Source organism: Mesorhizobium calcicola (assembly GCF_042682105.1).
Taxonomy (GTDB): domain Bacteria; phylum Pseudomonadota; class Alphaproteobacteria; order Rhizobiales; family Rhizobiaceae; genus Mesorhizobium; species Mesorhizobium calcicola.
Window position 1 is genome coordinate 13,069 of record NZ_JBHUGY010000020.1, and the last position, 21,644, is coordinate 34,712.

Annotated in this window: 21 protein-coding genes and 3 pseudogenes; 11 read left to right on the forward strand and 13 right to left on the reverse strand. The window is 61.7% G+C overall.

Annotated elements, in window-relative coordinates:
• Window positions 1-4: 4 nt before the first annotated feature.
• Window positions 5-514: a YHS domain-containing (seleno)protein gene (locus tag ACFSQT_RS12155; protein WP_379018806.1), complete on the forward strand. Its 510-nt coding sequence runs from the start codon at window positions 5-7 to the stop codon at window positions 512-514.
• A gap of 40 nt (window positions 515-554) precedes the next feature.
• Here the strand turns inward: ACFSQT_RS12155 and ACFSQT_RS12160 are convergent, their stop codons facing one another.
• From ACFSQT_RS12160 to ACFSQT_RS12170, 3 genes and pseudogenes are all read right to left on the reverse strand, one after another.
• Window positions 555-1,217: a hypothetical protein gene (locus ACFSQT_RS12160; protein ID WP_379019449.1), complete on the reverse strand. Its 663-nt coding sequence runs from the start codon at window positions 1,215-1,217 to the stop codon at window positions 555-557.
• Window positions 1,218-1,247: 30 nt separating this feature from the next.
• Window positions 1,248-1,367: pseudogene (locus ACFSQT_RS12165) on the reverse strand (tetratricopeptide repeat protein); the annotation flags it as partial.
• A 974-nt stretch (window positions 1,368-2,341) separates the two neighbouring features.
• Window positions 2,342-2,698, reverse strand: a pseudogene (locus tag ACFSQT_RS12170) (adenylate/guanylate cyclase domain-containing protein); the annotation flags it as partial.
• A gap of 522 nt (window positions 2,699-3,220) precedes the next feature.
• Between ACFSQT_RS12170 and ACFSQT_RS12175 the strand changes: the two are divergent.
• Entirely contained in the window at window positions 3,221-3,868 is a 648-nt protein-coding gene (locus ACFSQT_RS12175; protein WP_379018808.1) for a class I SAM-dependent methyltransferase, read from the forward strand.
• A 110-nt stretch (window positions 3,869-3,978) separates the two neighbouring features.
• On the opposite strand, the gene ACFSQT_RS12180 is transcribed toward ACFSQT_RS12175, so the two are convergent.
• The gene (locus tag ACFSQT_RS12180) at window positions 3,979-5,595 is read right to left on the reverse strand and encodes a DUF1963 domain-containing protein (protein WP_379018810.1); all 1,617 of its coding nucleotides are present in this window, start codon (window positions 5,593-5,595) and stop codon (window positions 3,979-3,981) included.
• 134 nt (window positions 5,596-5,729) lie between these two features.
• Window positions 5,730-6,830: an AraC family transcriptional regulator gene (locus ACFSQT_RS12185; protein WP_379018812.1), complete on the reverse strand. Its 1,101-nt coding sequence runs from the start codon at window positions 6,828-6,830 to the stop codon at window positions 5,730-5,732.
• Between the two features lies 1 nt (window position 6,831).
• Between ACFSQT_RS12185 and ACFSQT_RS12190 the strand changes: the two genes are divergently transcribed.
• From ACFSQT_RS12190 to ACFSQT_RS12200, 3 genes are all read left to right on the forward strand, one after another.
• Window positions 6,832-7,248 (forward strand): nuclear transport factor 2 family protein, encoded by a 417-nt coding sequence (locus ACFSQT_RS12190; RefSeq protein WP_379018814.1) that lies wholly within the window; start codon window positions 6,832-6,834, stop codon window positions 7,246-7,248.
• Window positions 7,249-7,648: 400 nt separating this feature from the next.
• Window positions 7,649-8,287, forward strand: a complete 639-nt coding sequence (locus tag ACFSQT_RS12195) for a DUF1326 domain-containing protein (RefSeq protein WP_379018816.1) — start codon at window positions 7,649-7,651, stop codon at window positions 8,285-8,287.
• A gap of 60 nt (window positions 8,288-8,347) precedes the next feature.
• The gene (locus tag ACFSQT_RS12200) at window positions 8,348-9,157 is read left to right on the forward strand and encodes a DUF2182 domain-containing protein (RefSeq protein WP_379018818.1); all 810 of its coding nucleotides are present in this window, start codon (window positions 8,348-8,350) and stop codon (window positions 9,155-9,157) included.
• Between the two features lie 97 nt (window positions 9,158-9,254).
• On the opposite strand, the gene ACFSQT_RS12205 is transcribed toward ACFSQT_RS12200, so the two are convergent.
• Window positions 9,255-10,487, reverse strand: a complete 1,233-nt coding sequence (locus ACFSQT_RS12205; protein ID WP_379019418.1) for an AAA family ATPase — start codon at window positions 10,485-10,487, stop codon at window positions 9,255-9,257.
• 216 nt (window positions 10,488-10,703) lie between these two features.
• A pseudogene (locus tag ACFSQT_RS12210) lies at window positions 10,704-10,889 on the reverse strand (ATP-dependent Clp protease adaptor ClpS); the annotation flags it as partial.
• 285 nt (window positions 10,890-11,174) lie between these two features.
• Here ACFSQT_RS12210 and ACFSQT_RS12215 point away from each other — a divergent pair.
• The 4 genes from ACFSQT_RS12215 to ACFSQT_RS12230 all read left to right on the forward strand — a co-directional run bounded on the left by ACFSQT_RS12215 (window position 11,175) and on the right by ACFSQT_RS12230 (window position 15,618).
• Window positions 11,175-13,052 (forward strand): adenylate/guanylate cyclase domain-containing protein, encoded by a 1,878-nt coding sequence (locus ACFSQT_RS12215; protein WP_379018820.1) that lies wholly within the window; start codon window positions 11,175-11,177, stop codon window positions 13,050-13,052.
• A gap of 139 nt (window positions 13,053-13,191) precedes the next feature.
• Window positions 13,192-14,523 carry a gluzincin family metallopeptidase gene (locus ACFSQT_RS12220; RefSeq protein WP_379018822.1) on the forward strand — a complete coding sequence of 444 codons (1,332 nt, stop codon included), beginning with the start codon at window positions 13,192-13,194 and terminating at the stop codon, window positions 14,521-14,523.
• Between the two features lie 26 nt (window positions 14,524-14,549).
• Entirely contained in the window at window positions 14,550-15,146 is a 597-nt protein-coding gene (locus tag ACFSQT_RS12225; protein WP_379018824.1) for a hypothetical protein, read from the forward strand.
• A gap of 130 nt (window positions 15,147-15,276) precedes the next feature.
• Complete coding sequence (locus ACFSQT_RS12230) at window positions 15,277-15,618, forward strand: hypothetical protein (protein ID WP_379018826.1); 342 nt, start codon at window positions 15,277-15,279, stop codon at window positions 15,616-15,618.
• A gap of 163 nt (window positions 15,619-15,781) precedes the next feature.
• Here the strand turns inward: ACFSQT_RS12230 and ACFSQT_RS12235 are convergent.
• Together ACFSQT_RS12235 and ACFSQT_RS12240 are read right to left on the reverse strand one after the other, a co-directional pair.
• Window positions 15,782-16,725, reverse strand: a protein-coding gene (locus tag ACFSQT_RS12235; RefSeq protein WP_379018015.1) for an IS630 family transposase whose coding sequence is annotated in 2 segments (ribosomal slippage) — window positions 15,782-16,389 and window positions 16,389-16,725 — 945 coding nt in all. Because the reading frame shifts where the segments join, the coding sequence is not laid out codon by codon here.
• 222 nt (window positions 16,726-16,947) lie between these two features.
• Window positions 16,948-17,748: a SapC family protein gene (locus tag ACFSQT_RS12240; RefSeq protein WP_379018828.1), complete on the reverse strand. Its 801-nt coding sequence runs from the start codon at window positions 17,746-17,748 to the stop codon at window positions 16,948-16,950.
• A gap of 281 nt (window positions 17,749-18,029) precedes the next feature.
• Here ACFSQT_RS12240 and ACFSQT_RS12245 point away from each other — a divergent pair, with 281 nt between their 5' ends.
• Window positions 18,030-18,305, forward strand: a complete 276-nt coding sequence (locus tag ACFSQT_RS12245) for a DUF6916 family protein (RefSeq protein ID WP_379018830.1) — start codon at window positions 18,030-18,032, stop codon at window positions 18,303-18,305.
• Window positions 18,306-18,394: 89 nt separating this feature from the next.
• Entirely contained in the window at window positions 18,395-18,934 is a 540-nt protein-coding gene (locus tag ACFSQT_RS12250; protein ID WP_379018832.1) for a 2OG-Fe(II) oxygenase, read from the forward strand.
• Between the two features lie 272 nt (window positions 18,935-19,206).
• On the opposite strand, the gene ACFSQT_RS12255 is transcribed toward ACFSQT_RS12250, so the two are convergent.
• Genes ACFSQT_RS12255 through ACFSQT_RS12270 form a run of 4 tightly spaced genes read right to left on the reverse strand, consistent with a single transcriptional unit; the run spans window position 19,207 to window position 21,288 of the window.
• Window positions 19,207-19,725: a GNAT family N-acetyltransferase gene (locus ACFSQT_RS12255; RefSeq protein WP_379018834.1), complete on the reverse strand. Its 519-nt coding sequence runs from the start codon at window positions 19,723-19,725 to the stop codon at window positions 19,207-19,209.
• Between the two features lie 7 nt (window positions 19,726-19,732).
• Window positions 19,733-20,257, reverse strand: a complete 525-nt coding sequence (locus tag ACFSQT_RS12260; protein WP_379018836.1) for a phage tail protein — start codon at window positions 20,255-20,257, stop codon at window positions 19,733-19,735.
• Window positions 20,258-20,268: 11 nt separating this feature from the next.
• Window positions 20,269-20,772: a phage tail protein gene (locus tag ACFSQT_RS12265; RefSeq protein ID WP_379018838.1), complete on the reverse strand. Its 504-nt coding sequence runs from the start codon at window positions 20,770-20,772 to the stop codon at window positions 20,269-20,271.
• Between the two features lie 12 nt (window positions 20,773-20,784).
• The gene (locus ACFSQT_RS12270) at window positions 20,785-21,288 is read right to left on the reverse strand and encodes a phage tail protein (protein WP_379018840.1); all 504 of its coding nucleotides are present in this window, start codon (window positions 21,286-21,288) and stop codon (window positions 20,785-20,787) included.
• Between the last annotated feature and the right edge of the window lie 356 nt (window positions 21,289-21,644).

Genomic DNA, 21,644 nt, shown 5'->3' on the forward strand with positions numbered 1-21,644 from the left:
GAACATGACAGAGAACCGTTCCACGTTTGACAGTTTGCTTTGCGCGGGAGTAGCCGCCGTCTCCATCCTACTCTTCGGCACTAGCGCATCCTACGCCGGCGACGGAGTGAACACCGGATATTTCGGCAACGTCGCCATACTGGGCTACGATCCGGTGGCGTACTTCACGGACGGTCGCGCGACGATGGGTTCGCCCAAGATCTCGAAGAAATGGCTTGGGGCGACGTGGTACTTCGCCAGCGTCCAGCACCGCGATGCCTTTATTTCCGAGCCTGTGCGCTATGCTCCTCAATTCGGCGGCTTCTGCACCGGGGGAATGTCAGCGAAGGAGGCATCTGCGAACCTTGACCCGGAAGCGTTCCGCATCGTCGATGGCAAGCTCTTCCTTTTCTCCGGAAAGGGGGGCCTGGAGGAAGACTTCGATGCCAACCCAGTGCCTGTCATTGCGAAGGCGGAAGCCGAATGGGCCGCAGTGGAGGCGAAGGAATTCGAGGCTAGAGCGGCCGCCAACTAGCCGAGGCGCATGTCGCGAGCCGCAAGTTGAATGGTGCCCGTCACTGAGACACTGAGAAATACCAGACGGTGACGGAGTCCGGCCAAACATACTCGTCCTGCGTTTCGCTGCTCCCCTGGGGGTTGCGAAAGACCGGGGCGCAGAACTTGCGGCCGAGCAAGGTCGCGGTGGATTGCGTGCAGAAGAGGTTGCCATCCAGGCTGGACGCGCCGGTGATGATGCTGCTTTGCGAACTCAGGGCGAAATCTCCATTTGCACTCAGCTCCATGACGAACGGAGCACCATTGTGTTGACGTCCGACCCATGTCCGATCGCCTGTCAGGGCGCGTAAGAGGGAGCCGTCCAGGCGGTCTTCTTCCCGCCCGCGAAAATCGAAGCTCCGCTCGGGAATTCCCGCGGCGCGAAGGGCGTCCAGCCGGTGATCGAGGTCCTGTTGCCGCCGGTGGTGGGCATAGACGGCACGATAAGCGGCGAGGTTCTGCTCGGGGATCTTTTTCAGGATTGCTGCAACCGCGTCGTGCGCCTCGGCCATTCGGCCCAGCCGCGCATTTGCCATTGCGAGGGTTTCGAGGCCGAGGTCGCTGCGCTCTTCCGGCTGGACCTGGCTTAGCGCCCGCAAGGCCTTCTCGTATTGGCGGTTCATGTAGAGCACGAAGCCGTAGTAGTCGAAGACCTGCGCTCGCGGCTTGGGATCGAGTTGCAACACGCGCTCCATCGCAGCCAGAGCCTCCGGGCCCTGTCCTGCGTAGGTGAGCACGATGGCCAGGTTGAGCTCTGCCTCCGCGCCGTTCGGGTCCAGTTCGACGGCTTTCTGGACAGATGCGATCGCCTGGTCCCATTCGCCATCCAGCATCTGCAGGATGCCGAGCACAGCATATGCTCTCGATGACGGGGATTGAGCTCCAGCGCCCGCCCTGCCGCTTCATAGGCGCGCTGGCGAGCGACGGCGCTGAGCATGAGCAACTGATAGTCGAAGCCGAGCACGTCCACCGTGGCGCGAGCATAGCCCGAGTAAGCATCCGCAAACGCAGGATCAAGCTTGATCGCTTTTTGATACAGGGACAGGGTCTCGCCGAGAGACCTGTTGTCGACCACATAAACCTTCTGCTCGGCTCGGGTGTAGAAATCGTATGCCTCCAGGCTTCGCGTAGGGAGACGAGCAATCTGTGCCCTTTCGCCTTCCGTCAGGCGTACCGAGAGTGCCTCGACGATGCGCCCGATCACCTCGTCCTGAAGCGCAAATAGCCGGGAGTAGTCGCGGTCGTAGCGCTCGGCCCAGATGTTGCTCCCCGTTTTGGCATCGATGAGCTGAACATTGATCCGGACTGCATCGCCCTCCCGGCGGACACTGCCCTCGACCACGTAGCGGACGTTCAACTGCGCCGCGATCTCGTCGACGTCGAGGGATCGATCCTTGAAGGAGAACGCGGAATTGCGGGCGATGACGAGGAGCCCGGAGATCTTGGACAGATCGGTGATGAGATCGTCTGCGAGCCCCTCAGCAAAGTAATCCTGCCCCGCTTTCCGGCCGAGATCGGTAAACGGCAACACGGCGATGGAAGGCTTGCCGGGCGTTGAAGCGGCCGGATGGGAACCGTGACCAGGCAGGAGGCCAATTACCTGCGGCCAAAGCATCAGGGCAATCCCCGCTGCCAGAGCCAGAAGGAGCGCCGCCACGCCGATCACAGGCCACCGCCGAGAGCGCGACTTCCTGGCTCCTCCGGTCTGTTCCAGCAGAACGCGATAGGCGCGGACCCGTTCTGGAATGTTCTTGAGGCGCTGTTCGCCGAGTGACTTGAAGATCAGGCCGAGCTTGTTATGGGCCTGATCGTAGGCCGTTCCCGAGATGACGATGCCGCCAGGATCGCTCAGCCCCTCCAGCCGGGCCGCGATGTTGACGCCGTCGCCGTAGACGTCGTCCTTGTCGATGATCACGTCACCAAGGTTGATCCCGATGCGGAACACGATCCGAGTATCTTCGGGAAGACTGAGGTTCTGCTGCGTGGTGACCCGCTGGATTTCGACGGCGCAAGCCACCGCATCGACGACGCTGGCGAACTCGACCAAAGCCCCATCGCCCATGAGCTTGACGATGCGACCATGGTACCCCTCGATCGACGGTTCGATGAATTCTCGGCGGAGCGACTTGAGCCGGGTAAGCGTGCCCGTCTCGTCCAGCCCCATCAGCCGACTGTACCCCACAACGTCGGCGGCGAGGATAGCGACTAGCTTCCGTTCGAGATGTTGAACCGGTTCCACCGCGCATGACTATAGCGAAAGCCCTATGGCAAGACCATATGCGCGGCCAAGGACCGGAAAAGCGCGCGTCGCAGAGGTATGGCGTCCGCGCGCGGCGCTCGGGGACCGGCCTGGCCCAGGCATACTCCAACGCCGTTGAGGCAGATGCGATTATGAGAGGTTACCGCGCGGTCACCGTTACGGGATTTCGCTGCAGTTCACCCTCGTGTCGCTTGCCAAGGTTGGGGTCGAGCGTTCGAATCGCTTCACCCGCTCCAGTTTCCTTCAGGGAATCAAGCGCTTAAATCGGCCGACGAAAGGCGGCCGTTTTGCTATGGCGCTTATGTCGCCGCCATTGGATTTCGCGGATTCGCAAGGGTGGACCATACTCCATCAGGCTGGGCCGCACGGTTACGGTGCGTTTAGCTCTGCCCTGTAAGGAATTCGGAAGCCGGAGGCCGCGCACCAATGCTGGACAACTACGAGGTGGACCGGTTTGGCGTGATCCACCAGATCGACTTCACCCCGATCAAATACGACAAGCAGTACATTTCCTATTACGAGGACCTGAGTGACCGGACCATCAAGCTCGGATATCAGCGACTTGGCTGGGTGCTGGGACTCACCGGCGAGATTCCCCGGTCCGTGCTGGAGATTGGATATGGCACGGGCACATTCGTCGAAGCCGCGAAAATAGCCGGGGTCGCCGACTGCGCCGGCTGCGACATCGCCGAGTTTCCGCTGCCCAAGGGCGTCAGCTTTGTTGATTGGGATGAGGCGCTCGCCAATTCGTGGGATCTCGTCGCCATGTTCGACGTGCTTGAGCACATCCCGGATCTGGGTTTCCTTGCCCGCCTTAAGGCCCGCCACCTGGCCATCGCCGTCCCCTATTGCCGCTGGCGCGAACTCGGCGCCGACGGCGACGCCTGGTTCCGGACGTGGCGTATGCGCCTGCCCAACGAGCACCTGCACCACTTCGACCCTGACTCGCTGGTGGCACTCCTCGCGCACAGCGGCTTCCATTGCGTGACGCTGAACTGCTTCGAGGACGGGATCAGACTGCGGCCCGGCGAAGTGGGTCCGAATATTCTGTCCGGCTTCTTCAGAAAGCTATAGGCCGGGTTTCCCCCCCGGCCCGGCAGGCCGTGATCGGATCCCGCCGTTGCCGATAGCCGGCGGGAACGTCCCGAGAGGGTGCGGCCAGGGGATCACCGACCAAACACCCGTCAGTAGGCTTCGATTGTCAGAATTGTGTTCTGGAATCGCTTGGCCGCAAGGTCCTCGGGTGTGATCCAATATTGCAGCGGCCCCATCTCGCCGACGGTCCAGTCGAGCGCCATATCCGGCCCAAGCTGGAGCAACAGCAGGTAGCGGTCCTTCATCTCGTCGGCGGCGACCTGAATGACTTCACCCTTGCCAAGCATCTGATGGCTACGAGGCGAGTGGCGGTGAGACAGGGCGGCTACGACGTCCGGGCCTATCAACGCCGCACCGTCCGGGTCCGTCAGTCCCCCCTCGGCGCCCTGGATCGCCGCGATTGAAAGCCAGTCGTTCATCACCCGCGGAAGTTGACGATGATGCGGCCGTCGCGCCGAAGATGACGGCATGCCGTTGATGCGCAAGTCTTCCAGGAAGGCAAGGATTTGCTGCTTCACCTGCGCAGGAGGTGCGTCATAGTCCTTCAGTCCGGCATTGACCGTGGCAAAGAATGCGTTGAACATCTTCGAACCGAATGCCGAAAGTTCGCGCTGCACCGCCCGCAGCCGCTTGGCCTCGGGGTCGTCGTCGGCAACCTCGCCAAGCGCCTTCAGCTGTGCCGTGACCTCAGCCGCCTCTTCGCGGTGATACGCCTCCACAAGCTTGCGAACGATCCGCGCGGAATGCCAATTGGCCGGAAATCCCGGATATGGCATCCAAAGCGTGTCCTTCGGCGCATGATGAGCGGAAAGCAGCGGATTAGGAGCGATCGGTGGACCGTGGAAGGCCTCGACCTTTTCGGCGCGAATTTTGTCCGCGACCTCGAAAGCATGACCTTCGTCCGCACGCGCCGCGACTTCGGCGTCGGTCGGCTCCTCGATCCAGGCAAACTCGACCTCGACCCGATCATAATGGGTTCGCTTGCCGCGCAAGATCTCGTCCATCGGATCCGATCCCGGAATCTTGGCGGTGAAGGGCATGTCGAGCGGCTGCCACTTCTGCGTCACCCGCCGCGGTTCATACCGGGTCACGAAGTGCAGCGCGTCCGGCCCAAACGTGTCGGACATCGGCGCGAAGAAATAGAGGTAGCCCTTTTCGGGCAGCAGATCGCGTCCAGGTCCCGGTGGCAGATCCGAACAATCGATTTGCGCCATGAAATTGAGGCGCTCGAGCAATCCCTCACGATTGTGAACCGTCGGCCAGTCAAATTCATCGGGGACGATCGGCAGTCCGCCAAAATAGCTCATGCTGCGTTGGGGAAGACGCGGGGGAAAGACATGCTTGATCGCAATGCGCATGGCTTGCCCCCGTTCGATCGCTTCTCGGCTATCGTCGGAAATCGGCGGGATCTTGCGTTCGACATGCGCCTTGAACACCGCCTTGCGCTGGTCGTCGCTGGCCTTGGCTTGCTGCTGCAAATCGGCGATCAGCTTTTCTGCCGCGGAGTTGGGCCGGGACGATGCGGCGCGGGCCGCTTCAGACGATGCCGGCGTGCGTTGGCGAGCCTTGCCGACCGGCAAGGCGGAACTGTGCTGCGGCTTGCCTTTTGAAGCCGAACCGGAAAACAGCCCGGCTATGCCCTTTCCGCCGCGATAGACCAGGCTGCCAACGATCAGGAGCATTGCCCCGACCACAAGCAGCGGCATCAGCATTTCCATGACGCTTGCCCCCATCGTCGGCGACGTCGCCCCCTCCGGCAGCTAAATTATTGCCGCCATATCGGGCGTTGCGCAAGCAAGCATCGAAAAGCCGCGGTTCGCCGCGGCTTTTCGTTTCTGGATCAAACCCGTGGATCGCTGGTTTCAACATCGGACGGCTGTCTGCGGTAGCGGCCGGGCGCCTGGCCGGTGAGCCGGGTGAAAGCCTGCGAGAACGAAGGCGCCGATTCATAGCCGACCGCGCGGCCGATCTCGTCGATGGTCCGGTTGGTTTCCCGCAGGGCCTTGGCCGCGAGATTGATCCGCCAGCGCGCGACATAGGCCAGCGGCGGCTCTCCGACCAGCCGCGTGAACCGCCGCGCGAAGGTGGCTCGTGATTGCGAGGCGCCGGCGGCCAGCGATGCCACGGTCCAGGGTGCGGCCGGACGCTCGTGGACGAGACGCAGCGCTTGCGCCACGCCCCTGTCGCGCAGGGCGCCGAACCAGCCGGCCGTCCCGAGCGGCTGGCTTTTGATCCAGGCGCGCAGCAGGAAGACCAGCACACTGTCGAGAAGGCGAGGCGCGACGAGGTCATGGCCGGTCAAGTCGCCGCCTGCCTCGACCCGCAAGAGCTCCGTTGCCAATCGCAGCGGTTCATTCGCGGCGATCTGCGCACGGGTCAGATGGATCAGCGGCGGCAACCGCGAGATCATCGGATGCGGGCCGTCCATCGAATATTTTGCGCAAAGAAGCGTCGTTTCGTCGTCCGCACCCGGCCGGTCTTCATCGCTCGGCCTTGCCGAAAGCATGGCGCCTATTGGCGATGCCGGCGCATCGGGCGGGTCGCTGAGCGTGTGCCCCACCCCGCTGCCGACGAGGATCACGTCGCCCTCGGACAAGTGAATGGGCTCCCCGCCGCCGCCCAGGCGCAGCCAGCATTCGCCGCCCTGCACCAGATGAATGGCGGTGTTGCGCATCGGATCGACCGAGATACCCCATGGCCGCCTCAGCCTGGCCTTGCCGATCACCGCACTTCCCAGCCGCACGGAAGCCAGAACATCCGACAATACGTCCACGCACACCATCCCTGCACAATCCGGCACGTTCAGTTGAGACGCCTGGATAAGAAAGTGCAAGCCCAGCCTATCGGTTATCTCATCTTTATCGCCGAAAGTGCCGGCAATGGCCGCGGCGTAACCCGGGCCAGTTTGCAGCGACCAGACATCCAGCAACAGGACAGACATGATGCACGATCAGCTTCAGCCGGCGGCGGAAACCGCCAACACCAAGCACGAGAGGAACAAGGCCGCCGTGCTCGACTTTATTGAAAAGTCGGTGAACCAGGGGGATATCGATGGCGCCTCGGTTCATTTCGGCGAGAGCTACACCCAACACAATCCGAACATCGAAGATGGCGCCCGGGGTTTCCGTGAGTATCTCCAACAGCTCCGGCAGGCCTTTCCGCTGATACGCGGCGAGGTCAAACGGATTTTTGCCGACGGCGATTTCGTCATCGTGCACATGCATGCCAGGCGCGAGCCCGAGGAAGCCGGGCTGGCCATCGTCGATGTCTTCAGGCTGGCGGAAGGCAAGCTCGTCGAGCACTGGGAAGTTCGCCAACCCGTGGTGGAGAGCAAGCTCCATACCAACGCCATGATCTGACCCGCGAACGATCGCCGGCAGGCCGCGCCACGCACGACATCCGGGATCGCATCGAACGAAACGCCGCGATCCGCCGCGGCTTTTCGTGTTTGGGAAGCCGGATCAGGGCCGGCGAGACATCAGACCGCCGGTCGCCCTTGCCCGTCCGCCTTCCGCAGCGATGCCTGATGCACCAGCGAGGTCCAGCTGTTGGTCGAGGCAAGGTGGCAGTAGATCAAGCCGAGCGCGCCTGATTTGCGCAGGTCGAGAAACGCCGCGCCCCAGCCGACCTAGGAGGCTCGCCAATCGAAGCCGCCACGTGCCGAATTGCCGTCGACTGGTCACCGAGCGACGCGCGAACTACTGGAGTGCGCCCGGCCTTCGACGTATAAATGGCCCTGAATTTCGGGAGGAAAGAGCCATGGACGCAGTGCCTCAATGGCGCCTCGCGGGCGACTGGTTCGACATCTGCAGTTGCGACATCCCTTGCCCGTGCGAGTTCGCCCAGCGGCCAACCGGCAATCACTGCCAGGGCGTGCTCGCCTGGCATGTGCGCGAGGGTCAGTATGGCGACGTGAAGCTCGACGGCCTGACGCTGGTGGCGCTCGGCGAGTTCGAAGGCAATCTATGGGCCGGCGAGGCAAAGGCCGTGATGGGCATGTACCTCGACGAGAAGGCGAATGAGTCGCAGCGCGAAGCCCTGCAGGCGATCTTCGGCGGCCACGCCGGCGGCTGGCCGGCGGGCTTTGCCGCCAATGTCGGCGAGATGCGTGGCATGGAGTTCGTGCCAATCACTTTCGAGGTGGCGGGCGACCTGGCCACCTGGCGGGTCGAAATTCCTGGCCTCGTCGTCGGCCGCGCGGAAGCGCTTTCCGGTCCCACAACACCGCCCGGCAAGCGGGTGCAGACGATCAACCCGCCCGGCTCGGAGGTCGGCCCGGGCCAGGTTGCCACCTGGGGGCGTTCTGTCGAGGTGAGCACCAAGGGCTTCGGGCTAGACTGGACGGGCACGGCCCGCTCGAGCAAGCACATTCCATTCGACTGGACCGGCCCCAACTAGAGCGCGCCGATGCCCGACGCGTTCCCCAGGAAATCGTGGCGGCTCCGGAATTTGCGTGGCATGCCGCTCAGCCTTCTCGCATCGCTCGTCGTGCTCACAGTGGCGGCGTGGGCGCTCACCCTCTACCAGACCTTCAGCATGGATATGCCCATGGGCATTGCGGTGCGCGGCGGGATGGAGGGTATGGAAGGCATGGCCGGCATGGCGATGGCCGGAATTACGGCCGACGGCTGGTCACTCGCCGGCATCGCCGCCTTTCTCGCTGTATGGACTGTGATGATGGCGGCTATGATGCTGCCGGCCGCGGCACCCATGATCTTTATGTTCGCGGCGGCGCAGGCTAGGCGCGGACGGCAGGTGGCCGTCCCGACGTGGATCTTCGTCGCCGGCTACATGCTGGTCTGGGTGGCGGCGGGCCTTCTCGTGTATGTTCTGGTCCAGCTCGGCAGCGAGTTTGCAACGAGCCTCGATCCACCTCAGCGTTCGAAATGGGCGCCGCTCGCGCTCGGTGTCACGCTTGGCGTCGCCGGACTCTACCAATTCACGACCCTCAAGCACATTTGCCTCAGCCATTGCCGTTCGCCGCTCGCTTTCGTGGCGCAGCACTGGCGCGACGGGCGGGTTGGCGCGCTCGAGATGGGGCTGCGCCACGGGCTGTATTGCTTCGGTTGCTGCTGGGCTCTGTTCGCAGTGCTGGTCGCAGCGGGCGTCATGAGCCTCGCCTGGATGCTGCTTTTGACACTGATCGTCTTCGTCGAGAAGCTGATGCAGCGTGGCCGACGCTTCGAAGGTGCTTTGGGCATTGCGCTTATGGCCCTCGGGATCGTCGTAGAGTTCGGGGCGATCGAGATGCCTTGGATAAGCGGCTAGCAGCTTTCGCTTCCATTCCGCGGCCGATTCGTTTTTGGGGGTCCCCAATGCCTTCGGCTTGTGCACCTGCCCGCAATTCAACGCCGGCTCAGCAGCTTTACGGCCCGTCGTTTGCTCCGCCAAGCAGCCTGACGTTGAGCCGGCCGCCCGTGAACAGCATGTCGTCCAGGGCTTCCGCGAGATCCTTGGAGGTCACGATCTCTCCCTCACCCCGCATGATGCTCGTTTGGGCGGTTCGGCGCATAAGCTCCTTGATGAAGGCCGCGCTGACGCCCTTCGTGCGCGCCACTGCCTCATCCACGATCATGTCGGAAAGTCTTAACCCGCCGCCATAAAGGCGCACCAGCTTCTCCCGGCAATCGTCGTCCGGCAGCGGCACCTCGATAGCCTGGTCGATACGCCCTGGCCGCCCCGTGAGCGCACCTTCAAGTTGTTCGGGCCGGTTGGTGGTAAGGACAAACAGGATGTCGGCATTGTCCTTCAATCCGTCCATCTCATTGAGCAAGGTGTTGAGGAGAGATTCTTCGCACGGACCCCCCATATTCTCGCGGTCGCGGGCAATGAGGTCCACGTCCTCAATCACCACCGTAGCCGGCTGCAGCAGGCGCGCAAGGGTCATATATTGCGGCAGAAGACCCATCTGGCCGGCCGTTATGATGAGTGTCGTGTGGCCAGGGAGATTCGCGGCGAGGTAGCGAATGGTGTGCGTCTTGCCAGTGCCCGGCGGGCCGTAGAGCAAGATGCCCTTGCGCGTCGATTGCCCAAGCCGTCTCAGCGCTTCCCGGCTCTCGATGAACCGGATCACGTTGCGATCGAGAAGCTTCAGGGTCTGTTCCGGCAGGATGATCGCGTCGCGCTGCACTTGCGGCAGGCGATGGACCATTACGCCTTTGGAGCGGCCCTGATAGTCCCCTTCCGTTTCCAGCGAGAGAACCTTGCCGCGGTAGGATCGCGCGGCATTGATGGCGGCCTCCAACTGCGAGAAGCAGCGATCCACCAGTGCCACGCCATCCTCGCCGGCCGGCACGGCGATCTCGACGCAGATTCCGGCCTCGCGGCCGTACTCGCGGTGAAAGGACAGCACGACAGCGTAGTGCAGATCGCCGTCCCGATTGAGCCACAAACCGTTGCTGAGACACTTTATTGCCTCGCTTTCGCCGATGTCGACATCTTGGTATTGCGCGGCCGAGATGGTGACGGCGTATTGTCCTTCTTGCGTCAACGCGGCATAGGTCAGCGTCTCGTAGCGATGTTGCTCGTAGAGACCGAAGAAGCGAACAGGCGAGGTTGAGAACAGTTTGTCGAGCGCCACCTGCACGTCGGCGCGCATATGGCCGGGAAACTGGCGGGACGTTGCGATGATCTCCTCATGCGCCAGTCCCGCAAAATGCCAGGCGATTGCTTCATGGGCATATTTGAACTTTCTGTTGCGCGAAACCTTCGCCGGATGGTCGCTGGCGCCATCGGTTCCGCCGGGACCGGCGCTGATGCGAAGCGGGTGACCGGCCGCCTTGATGCGCTGCTGCGCCGTATCCAGCATCGCCTTCGCGACCGCGAAAGGATAGCTGCCGCACACGGCCTTTCCCTGCTGCGTCACTGTTGCTGCGAAGGCCTCGGCCTCCGCCTCCGATCGGTCGAAGACCGAGCGAACGAGGTCGACGACGAATTCCCACGGCGTCTGGTCGTCATTGTGAATGACAAGCTGCAAATTTATTGCCTCGGTATTGTGCAAAGGAACGGCTCACTTCTAGTGCTGCTGCTTATCAACACTATGCGCGCCACGATGCATGAATTGTCAACAACTTGACCCTTGGTTGCACGTGTCAAGGATAAGGGCTGCATAACAACTGCTTGCGACAAGCTAACCCGAGGAATCAGGGAAGGGCGGAGCCGGATCGCTTGGGTGTGCGACTAGTGTCGCGGCGCGAGCGACCATTCCAGCGGCGTTGGCGCCGAGGAGGTAAATCAGATAGAACTAAATCAGGCAGAACCATTGTCTGCGATTTCAGGAGACGACATGTCTGACGAGCATGTTGAGCGGCGGTTGGCGGCGATCCTGGCCGCGGATGTGGTCGGCTATAGCCGTCTTATGGAGGTCGACGAAGAGCACACGCTCAATCTCCTTCGGCAGCATCGACGGGAGTTCTTCGATCCGACCGTCACCAAGCACGGTGGGCGCATCTTTAAGGTGATGGGTGACGGCTTCCTGGTGGAGTTCGGCAGCGTAATCAATGCGGCGCGCTGCGCGGTCGAGATCCAACGTGGCATGTCCGAGCGGAATGCCGGCATTCCCGAGGACAGGCATTTCAAGTTTCGCATGGGTATCAACCTTGGCGACATCATCGTCGACGGCGATGATTTCCATGGCGACGGCGTCAACCTTGCAGTGCGGCTGCAGGGTCTCGCGATACCCGGCGGCATCGCCTGCTCGGAAGCGGTGCGCCATGCGGTCGGCAACAAGCTCGGCTTCGACTTCGCCGATCAGGGCGCCAGGACCGTCAAGAACATTGCTCAGCCGGTGCACGTCTATTTCGCCAACTGGGACCAGGGCGTCCCGCATGTCGAGACGCATAGTGCGGCCAGGAGCGTCCAGACGCTGGTGCGGTCCGACAAGCCGTCGGTGGCGATCCTACCCTTCGCCAATCTGAGCAATGATCCCGACCAGCAGTATTTCAGCGACGGCATCACTGAAGATATCATAACCGACCTCTCGAACGTCTCCGGCCTGTTCGTGCTCAGCCGCAATACGGTCTTCGCCTTCAAGGGCAGGACCGACAAGATGGAACGCATCGCCAGGGAGCTTGGCGTCGGCTACATTGTCGAAGGCAGCGTCCGCAAGGCGGGAAACCGGGTCAGGATCAATGCCGAGCTGATCGAGGGCGCCACGGACGGACACGTCTGGGCTGCTCGCTACGACCGCGACCTCACCGACATCTTCGCCGTGCAGGACGAAATCGCCAAGGCGGTCGTGGCGCAGCTCAGGGTCAGGCTCCTGCCCGAGGAGAAGAAGGCTATCGAGCAGGCGCCGACGGACAATGTGGAAGCCTATGCGCATTATCTTCGAGGGCGCGATTACAGCCACATCGCGACCAGGGCGAACCACCTGATGGCCAGACAAAGTTATATCAGGGCCATCGAGCTCGATCCGGGATATGCTCGCGCCTATGCAGGCTTGGCGGTCTGCGACGTACGCCTTCAGTCGATGTACGGCTCACCGATCCAGGTGGACGACGTTCTCGCGACCGCCGATAAGGCACTGGCTCTGGACGCGAATTTGGCCGAGGCGCATTCAGCCAGGGGCTTTGCCCTGTCCCTCGCCGACCGCCGTTCCGAGGCCGCGGCGGCGTTCGAACAGGCTCTCGCGCTCGACTCCAATTGCCACGAGGCCAACCGCTACTATGCCGAGTTCTGCGTAACCGGCGGCCAGTTCGAGCTCGCCGCGACGTACTTCATGCGCGCGATGGAGATCAAACCGACCGACTATGGCGCACCGGTCATGCTGGTGAACGTCTTTCGCACTCTCGGCCAACAGGACGACGCGGAGCTTTATGCGCGGATCGCAATGGAAAGAGCTGAAGAGGAACTCCGTCTGCATCCGGAGAACGCCAATTGTGCCTGCCTGGGGGCGATCGTGCTGGCCTTCCTTGGTGAAGGCGATAGAGCAGCGAAGTGGCTTGACCGGGCTCTGGCGATCGATCCTAGCGATATGAACACCCAATACAACGCCGCTTGCACCTATGCGTTGCTGGGGGAGTTCGAACGCTCGATCGACCTTTTGGAAGGGTGGCTGCCGCAGGCTGGCGCCGAGATGAGACGCTGGTTCGAGAACGATTCCGATTTCGCCTCTGTTCGCAGTCATCCTCGCTACCAGAAGTTGCTCCAGCTCCTGCGGTAGCGATACGCATCGTTCTTGAGGCAGTTTTATTGCCGATAATCAAGAACCGGCCTTCAGGAAGATTTAACCTGCCAAACCCGACGCGCTCGCCACCCCACGGATATTATGTTATGTTGCTAATACAACCGAGAGGTGGGGAATGGGTACCCGGTTCAGGCTATTCGTTCAGCCTCCGTTCGAAGACCCTACGTCAAGCCCTGAGATCATCACGGTTTCTTCCCCGCCGGGCAGCGTCGGACCTGGCCCGTCCGACGATCGTATGTATGTCGTCGAGCCGGTCGACAAGACGCGGCCCTATGGCGTCAACCATGGCCCGTTGGGCACGCCCTTCATCTCCCTGCCGCCCTGGACGCGAGCGACCCTCGATCCGGCCGTTCCCGACGAGGAGGGCAATTTCGATCACTATCAGCCCTCGACGCCCGGCTTCGAAGCAGCGCACGCGTTCGGTTGCGTGCGCTTCACGCTCGACGTTTGGGAGCGTTACATCGGCCAACCGCTCACCTGGCATTTCCGCGATCACTACGATCGTCTGGAAATCTCGATCCTGCCGGGTTGGGATAACGCCCAATACGGCTACGGCTTCCTCGAGCTCGGCAGCCAATTCGTGAAAGACGGACGCGCGCTCCCCTTCAGCCTCGACTTCGATATCATCGCGCACGAGGTTGGCCACGCGTTCGTCTATAGCGTCCTCGGCATACCGAACCCGGGAGCTGAGTTCCCCGAATATCTGGGCTTTCAGGAGGCCTTTTCCGACTGCGTTTCATTGATCGCGGCCATGCATTTTCCCTCCGTGATCGAAAATGTTCTGACGGTGACGCGCGGGAATCTCTACATCGCCAACCAACTCTCTCGCTTCTCGGAATTCTCGCCGCACCGCCAGATACGCCAGGCCAACAACAAACTGACGATGGCCGATTTTGCGGACGGCTGGACCGACGAGCATGCACTGTCACAACCTCTCACGGGCGCCGTCTTCGACATTCTGGTCGATGTCTTTCACGAGAGCTTGGTGGCTCGAGGCCTGATCTCGCCGGAGGCCGAAAATCTTGCCGACCTCGCCGAGATCGACCCAGCTGCCGAGCTGCCGGTCCAGGAAGTCTTTGACCGCGATTTCGCTCGCAATCCAGAAGGGTTCGTCGACGCGCTGCTCGACGCGCGAGATACCGTGGGTACCTATCTCGCCGAGACGCTGTGGTCTCTCGACCCGGATTTCCTGGACTACGGTGACGTGGCGAGAACGATGCTCGCGGTCGACGACAATGTGACGGGAGGAGAATTATCGAGGATCATCTTCCGGGATTTCGACCGGAGAGGGATTTTTCGCTACCGTGCCGGGCCTCGCCTGACGAAGCCAAACCGAAAGAGCCATGTTCATGAGGGCCGAATAGCTCGCCCACGGGACCAGGCACGACTGCCGGATATGAGCTATTTCGAGAAATATTGGATGTCCAGAAGTGGCGCTGATCTTTGATCGACATGCAGGAGATGGGGTGATCCATGATAACTGAAACCATTCTAAATACCTCGGCCATACATTTGTTCGGTAGAGTTCTTGAAGATTTGAAGCTTAAGAAGAGGGCCGATGGGGGACGGCCTCCAAGGCTTGGCAACAATAGATTCCTGCAGAGCCAGATTGACGCCTCCGGTAGCCTGCTGGCCAGGATTTATGCGTTCACCTTCGAAGCGCAGTTCTATGAGCTTGCCCGACCGACCATACTTCTTGTCCATGGGCCTGGTACCGTCGTTGATTATCCAGCCCCGGCGGACACCGATCTCAAGGTCATGAGCCGCGGTCCAAGCGACCCTGCCTATACCGGACTCGCATCGCAGATAGGCTCGTTCGCGCGCGGAATGCAGGTCTGGGTCTACGACAAGAGTGACCTGACAATGCGGCTGGAACTCGACACCGGAACGCTCGAGGATGTCCTGTTGAGTGCAGAGTTGGACCCGCGTTCGTTTGGTCGATCGGGTGGAGCAATGGGCAGGTCCGGCGGTGCGATGGGGCGATCAGGCGGCGCCATGGGCAGGTCTGGCGGTGCCATGGGACGGTCCGGTGGCGCCATGAACCGCAGCGGCCGCGGCGATTTGGACTAGAGCATGATGCCGAAAAGCGCGAAGCGGTTTTCGGACGACATCATGCTCTATCTCTTTGACTTAGAGGCGGCTTCAGATTTCAGGTCGATTCGACCGATCGTTAATTGAGAATGCCGAAGGGAGAAGGACCATGGCAAAAGTAGATATAGTGCGTGTCGATACACCCGAGGGGAACGTTGTAAGAGGTGGAGATCCGGTTACGGTCAGTGTGACAGTGGCCCCAGACCGTGGTTGGTTTAACGACACAGCGTACCTGGTAATTCATTTTATTTATGCTGACACTTTAGACATCTCAACATATCTAGTGGTATACAGAGACGATGTGACCATCGAGGATACGACAACAATCAACTTCAAGGTTCAAGCGGAAGTTGATGCTTGGACTGGAGAATATTTTGTTCAAATCAAGAATAAATACTTCAAGGAAATCATCGTAAGCGGCTCTGCGGCTGGAACTATCACTGTGTCCTGAAGCTAGTCACTTAAAAAATACGCTGGGACTAACTGTGAAACCACAAGCTCGGGCTTCGTGTCGGATCTCCTTATGCGCGACATGAGCGCACTCCGCCCTTCCTGCGGGCGCATATACTTGCGCTTGGTCATGGCCAGCCTCATGAGGCTAGAGCACGTCCGGTTTAATCTGGGTCATAACCTGCGGCCTTGAAGTAGTTCTGGCATTCGGCTGGGGTGAAGAGGTCGACGAGCGATCCGACGGCGGTCCACAGGGCTGTGATTGTCCTCTCGGCTTTGGCCCGCATAAGAGCCTTGAGTTTTGAGAAGGCGTTTTCGATCGGATTGAAGTCGGGGCTGTAGGGCGGCAGGAACATGAGCCTCGCGCCGGTCGTCTCGATTGCATCGCGAACGCCGGCGGCCTTGTGGGCGGGAAGGTTGTCCATCACGACGATGTCGCCCTCCGACAGGGTCGGGACCAGCACCTGCTCGACATAGGCCAGGAATACGTTGCCGTTCATGGCGCCGTCATAGACGAACGGGGCGGTCATGCCCGTCAGCCGCAGTGCGCCGGTGAAGGTGGTGGTTTTCCAATGGCCGTGCGGCACGCCCGCCCGGCAACGCTCACCGCATGGCGCACGGCCCCGCAGCCGGGCCATCTTGGTCGATAGTCCAGTTTCATCGATGAACACCAGCTTTGCCGGATCGAGATCGAGTTGGCCGTCGAACCACGCACGACGGCGCTTCAGGATGTCGGGACGATCCTGCTCCAGTGCATGTGCGGACTTTTTTTGAACGTCCAGCCGTGCCGGCCAAGCCAGGCGCTTAAGGCGCTGCGACTGATCCGAGCCGATCGCTCGACCGCCAGCCGCTCTACCATCTCGTTCAGCGTGATGTCCTTGCGCTCATCGATCAACCCCACGATGAAGGCTTTATGCGCATCGAGGCTGGACGCGCGTCGACGGCCTTGCGGCCGCGGCGTCCGCTCGCCGATCTTCGCCCGTGCGATCCACCGGATTGCACTCGATATGCCGACGCCGAACCGCGCCGCCGCCTGCCGGGCAGACATGCCCGCGTCCGAAGCCTTCAAGACCCGCGATCGAAGATCGTCGCTCAGTGCTCTTCCCATCATCCACCTCATCAAAGTGGATGTTGAATCACCCGCGAAGCCCGACGTCACATCACAATCGATTCATTGATCGCGGGACGTGCTCTAGAGCAATTCCAGGAAAAGTGTGTAACGGTTTTCCCGGGAAAAGCGCGTAGCGCTTTCCCTCAGGGAATTGCGTCAAAACAAACAGATAGAGCGGTTCGACGTTTCCGTGAAACGGTGAACCGCTCTAGCGAGAAATCAGCCCGCCGGCAGCCCCGCCTTCCGCAGCGATGCCTGGTGCACCAGCGAGGTCCAGCTGTTGGTCGAGGCAAGATGGCAGTAGATCAGGCCGAGCGCGCCTGATTTGCGCAGGTCGAGAAACGCCTCGTCGCTGAGTTTGTTGAAGGCCGGCTCGTCGATCACCTGGAAGTCGGTGAGGTTGAGCACCTCGCCACCCTCGAGCGTCACCTTGCTCTGGCGCGGCGCGAACAGGCCGTGCGCGTCGATCCTTTCGATCATCGCGCGGGTGGCGTTGAAATCGATCTGGAACTGGTTGCAGAAAGCGAGCGCCTGCCTGGTCGCTTCGGTCGGTTCGGTGCCGTTGAAGAACGGCAGGATCTTTTCGTCCCGGAACGGCGCCAGCAGCTGGTCGACGACGCGGTCGCTTGCCCGGTCGACGCACAGCGTCAGCCGGCCGGGCGCCTTCGGGTCTTCGGCCAGGATGAAGGGATAGCGGCGGACATAGGCCGGGATGTAGTGCGGCCCGACCCATTTGCCGTCGGCGTCGACGAACAGGTTCTCGTCCTTGCGCACGCCGGTGATGATCACCGGCGCCTTGACCGGGCCGATGAAGACGATCGGGTAGGAGCGCATCGCCGCCGGCATTTCCGATGCCGCCACCGGAATGGCGTGCGCCGAGCGGGCAAAGCCGAAGTTGCTGCGCGCGGCCAGGCCAAGCGAGCCGTGCCGCACCGGGTTGAGCGCCTCCGGCGTCGAATAGAACAGCGGCATCGCATCGCTCGCCGGCACGGCTTCCGTCCTTGCACCACTCTCTGCCATCGTTCGTCCCTTCTCCCGCAAGCCGCTCGGGCCGCTACTGCCGGACCCCGAAAGCCGGGATCTGTTGTTGTTGCGCTGAGCTTGGTCTGGAAACAATCCCGCGCAGGAACAAAGTACTACAGCGTCTCTTGCGCGCATAAAAGGACAGGCGGTGCTGTATTTTGGGGTTTGCGCCGGCGAATTGACTTGGCCCACCGCCGGCGGGGCGGCCAGGCCCTCTGGACAGCTTGCCGCGAAGCGGCGACAGTGCCGCCGGCAGCAGGCAGATTGAGGCGAATGGCATGGCGTCGGCATCGGATTTCGAACAGGCGGTCGGGTCGGTTTTCAGTGTTTCGATTGGCGGCAGGGCGGTTTCCCTCGAACTGACCGCGGTCCACCCAATCGCCGCCAGCCCGCGCCCCGGCGGCGGCTTCACGCTTTTGTTCAAGGGGCCGCGCGACATAGGGCTGCCGCAGGCCATCTACCACCTCACCGGCGATGCCATCGCCGACGACATCTTCATCGTGCCGGTTTCGGTCGACACGACCGGCTATGTCTACGAAGGCGTCTTCAACTGACTTTTGATTTTGCGGCCGGTCAGGGCGAGGCCACGCCGAAACAGGGACGGCTCGACCTATGATCGACCATATCGAGATCGCGGGCGTGCTTGACGAAGCCGCGTGCGGCGCGCTGTGCGCGGAAATCCGGCGGCCAGCGGCCGGCCGGCCTGATGGGGCGTGACGACCAGAAGCCGGCATGGTCTGAGGTTCGCAGGACCACGCGTGCCGAGGTCTCGCCGGCCACCGAGGCGCTGGATGTCCTGTTGGCGCGGCAGAAGGCGGCTCTGGAACGGCATTTCGGCCTCGCGCTCGGCGCTTGGGAAAAACCCCAGTTTCTTCACTATCGCGAAGGCGATTTCTTCGTCCCGCACCAGGATGGCAACACGCCGCTCATCCACGATGAATCGCGGTTCCGAAGGATCTCGGCGGTGATCTTCCTCAACCGCCAGTCGGACGAGCCTCCGCCCGAAAGCTATGCGGGCGGCTCGCTGGTCCTGCATGGTCCCTACAGCGGGCCGGACCTGCGCGTCGCCATGCCGGCATTGCCAGGCTCACTCGTCGCGTTTCGTTCGGAAACGACGCACGAAGTCACCCCGATCACCCGCAACGAACGGTTCACTGTCGTATCCCGGTATCGCGGCGCGTGATGTCGCGTTGAACCGAATTCAGGACACGCTTCAAGCGTTTGCGCCGCCCTAACCTGCCTGCCGGCATCCTCTCCCCTTATGGTGACGGGGAGAGGGGTGCTGTCATCGATGGTTTCGCCAATTATCGGCGTTGCAAGAAAGGCGCCGCGTTGCGGCCAGCCTCTTTCTCCCCGTCCCTATACGGGGAGAAATGTCCGGCAGGACAATGAGGGGCGGCGCGGACCAACGATCCTGAATCAACGCGTTTGCAGAAGGTTTTCAAGCGACGCGCTTTAGCGCGGCGGACACACCATCAGGTCGTAGACACCCTTGTCCTCGGTGACGACGAATCCCAGCCGCGTATAGAGCCGTCTGGCCGGATTGTTCTTCTCGACATGGATCGACACCGCCTTGCCGGTGGCAGCTGCCTCGTCGATCAGGTCGCTGAGCAGGGCCGCACCAAACCCCTTGCGGCGATGCGCCGGCAGGAAGGCGATGTCGATGACGCGATGCTGGGTCGGCCAGCGCTCGATATAGAGGCGGCCGATGTCTGCGGCGCCTGACATCACCACCAGCCAGTCCGCATTGGGATAATGCTTGATGTAATGCGCGTGCTGCGCCCGGAACTGCATGTCGAGGAACGCGGTCTTCTGCGCCTCGGTCCAAGAGGTGACGGCCAGTTCCTCGACACGGGTCGAGGCATAGACCCATGCCAGGAACGGCAGATCGGCATCCGTCATCGGACGAAACGTCAGTCCGGCGCGGGCCGACCGCGACCAGCCGGCCCAAGCCGCCGCACGAAAGTGCCCCATCGAAAAATCAGGTGCGCGGCGGGTACACGCCTTGCAGCGCGATGCAGAAATAGCAGGTGAGATAGGGTTGCAGATTGTTGTGCGGCAGGTCGCCGCCGACAGGCGTTATCGTCTGGTCCGACATCGACACCAGGCTGCCGGGCGCGATATACGCATTTCCCTGGCTCGACTTCGCGAACGCGTTGCCGGGCGCGATGTTGCTGTCCCCCGCGACGATCGAAGGAGCGGCATTGACCAGGTGGGTGTGACTTGGCGTCTCGGACTCCAGCAGCGACACGACATCCGAACCACCGGTCTCGCCGAGATCGTGCAACGAAAGACCTGGGCCCTGGCCAGGATGCATCGGTGCCCTGCCCTGGAGGTCCGGCAGCGCGAAATTGGACTTGCCGTTGCCGCCATAGGTGGTGCCGAGCAGCGAGAACAACGCGGTGTTCTGCGACAGCGGCAGCAACTGCCCATCGCACCAGGCCCAGCCCTTGGGCGCGAAATTGAATGGAAAGATGCGGATTTCGGCAACGAACGGATCGGCCATGACGGTCCTCTTTAAGTCGGCGACGGAAAGATTCCGAACAGCGAGATGATGAAATCGACGCACAGATACGGCTGGAAATTGGTATGCGGCTGGCTGCCGCCGACCGGACCGAGAAACTGCGGTGCCATCGCCACCGATGGACCGGCGTTGAGGAACGCGTTGACCTGGCCTGACCTGGCTATGACGCTCTGGGCCGGATTGGGCTGATTGGCGATGTCGTTGGACGCGAGCAAAAGGTGACTGTGCGCCGGGATCTGCTGTGTCGTCAGCGTGATCTCTTCCGCCCCGCCGGTCTCGGCCAGGATGAATCCGTTGCCTTGGTGAACGGGAAGACGGCCTCGCAAATCCGGCAGCGCGAAGGTTGATTGCCCATCGCCGCCATAGGTGGTGCCGATCAGGTTGAACAGCGTCTCGTATTCGGAAATCGGCAGGAGCTGCCCTTCGCAGAACATCCATCCCGCCGGGGCGAAATTGCCGCCAAACATGCGGACCTCACCAACATAAGGCTGTGCCACGCTGCGTCTCCGTCAATTCGGCGAGGGGAAGATGCCCTGCAGGGCGATGCAGAAGCTCAGCGTCAGAAACGGCTGCATGTTCAGATGCGCCTGGCTGCCGCCGACATTGTTGATTGTGCCTGCAATCATGGCACCGAGGTTCTGCACCGGACCATAGAGCAGGTTCGGCGTGCTGTTGCCAAGCAGGTCATTGGCCGGAAGATTGGTGGCGCCCGTGACGCTCGACGCATTGGCGACGTGCGTATGCGTGGGTATTTCCGAGATCGACAGCGTGTGTGACTGCTCTCCGCCGCGCTCACCAAGCGTGTGGGCACTGCCGACATGAATCGGCGTGCGTCCCCTATAATCGGGAAGCCCGAAATTCACCCGGCCATCGCCGCCAAAGGTGGTTCCTAGCAGTGAAAACAGTCCCTGGTTCTGATTGATGGGCAGAAGCTGGCCGTCACACAGTGCCCACCCTTTTGGGGCGAACCCGAACGACATGATTCTGATTTCCGACAAAAACGGCTCAGCCATATGCCCCCTCCGAAACAACCTAGACTGACACTAGGTCATTTACATTAGCAAGTCGACACTAATCTCGTAGAAAACGCTCGGCGTATTACTTCGGATGGTTAACGAAGCCGCGCCGTCAGGCGCGGCGACCCTGTATTAGTTAGTCGGCACAAGGACAAGCCCGCCATTGTGCCCGCCCGGCACGGCGGCATAAGTCTGTGCGCCGCCGGCGTCGACCGCGGTCGCCGAGCCTGTCGGCGTGTTGCCGCCGGCGTTCCAGGTGGCGACCGCGCTCGCAGCGTTGTTGGCGCCACCCACGAAATTCTGGAAATACAGATGCGAGGTGCTGCTGCCTTCGCGCGCCAGGAAGGCAATAT

Bases quoted from the DNA above. Each gene is read 5' to 3' on its own strand.
- ACFSQT_RS12180 (WP_379018810.1), bottom strand. From the start codon at position 5,595: ATGCCGCTGCTTGTGGTCGGGGCAATGCTCCTGATCGTTGGCAGCCTG.
- ACFSQT_RS12220 (WP_379018822.1), top strand. From the start codon at position 13,192: ATGGGTACCCGGTTCAGGCTATTCGTTCAGCCTCCGTTCGAAGACCCT.
- ACFSQT_RS12195 (WP_379018816.1), top strand. From the start codon at position 7,649: ATGGACGCAGTGCCTCAATGGCGCCTCGCGGGCGACTGGTTCGACATC.
- ACFSQT_RS12230 (WP_379018826.1), top strand. From the start codon at position 15,277: ATGGCAAAAGTAGATATAGTGCGTGTCGATACACCCGAGGGGAACGTT.
- ACFSQT_RS12260 (WP_379018836.1), bottom strand. From the start codon at position 20,257: ATGGCCGATCCGTTCGTTGCCGAAATCCGCATCTTTCCATTCAATTTC.
- ACFSQT_RS12205 (WP_379019418.1), bottom strand. From the start codon at position 10,487: ATGCGCGCCGACGTGCAGGTGGCGCTCGACAAACTGTTCTCAACCTCG.
- ACFSQT_RS12240 (WP_379018828.1), bottom strand. From the start codon at position 17,748: ATGGCAGAGAGTGGTGCAAGGACGGAAGCCGTGCCGGCGAGCGATGCG.
- ACFSQT_RS12225 (WP_379018824.1), top strand. From the start codon at position 14,550: ATGATAACTGAAACCATTCTAAATACCTCGGCCATACATTTGTTCGGT.
- ACFSQT_RS12155 (WP_379018806.1), top strand. From the start codon at position 5: ATGACAGAGAACCGTTCCACGTTTGACAGTTTGCTTTGCGCGGGAGTA.
- ACFSQT_RS12185 (WP_379018812.1), bottom strand. From the start codon at position 6,830: ATGTCTGTCCTGTTGCTGGATGTCTGGTCGCTGCAAACTGGCCCGGGT.
- ACFSQT_RS12270 (WP_379018840.1), bottom strand. From the start codon at position 21,288: ATGGCTGAGCCGTTTTTGTCGGAAATCAGAATCATGTCGTTCGGGTTC.
- ACFSQT_RS12215 (WP_379018820.1), top strand. From the start codon at position 11,175: ATGTCTGACGAGCATGTTGAGCGGCGGTTGGCGGCGATCCTGGCCGCG.
- ACFSQT_RS12245 (WP_379018830.1), top strand. From the start codon at position 18,030: ATGGCGTCGGCATCGGATTTCGAACAGGCGGTCGGGTCGGTTTTCAGT.
- ACFSQT_RS12190 (WP_379018814.1), top strand. From the start codon at position 6,832: ATGCACGATCAGCTTCAGCCGGCGGCGGAAACCGCCAACACCAAGCAC.
- ACFSQT_RS12255 (WP_379018834.1), bottom strand. From the start codon at position 19,725: ATGGGGCACTTTCGTGCGGCGGCTTGGGCCGGCTGGTCGCGGTCGGCC.
- ACFSQT_RS12175 (WP_379018808.1), top strand. From the start codon at position 3,221: ATGCTGGACAACTACGAGGTGGACCGGTTTGGCGTGATCCACCAGATC.
- ACFSQT_RS12200 (WP_379018818.1), top strand. From the start codon at position 8,348: ATGCCGCTCAGCCTTCTCGCATCGCTCGTCGTGCTCACAGTGGCGGCG.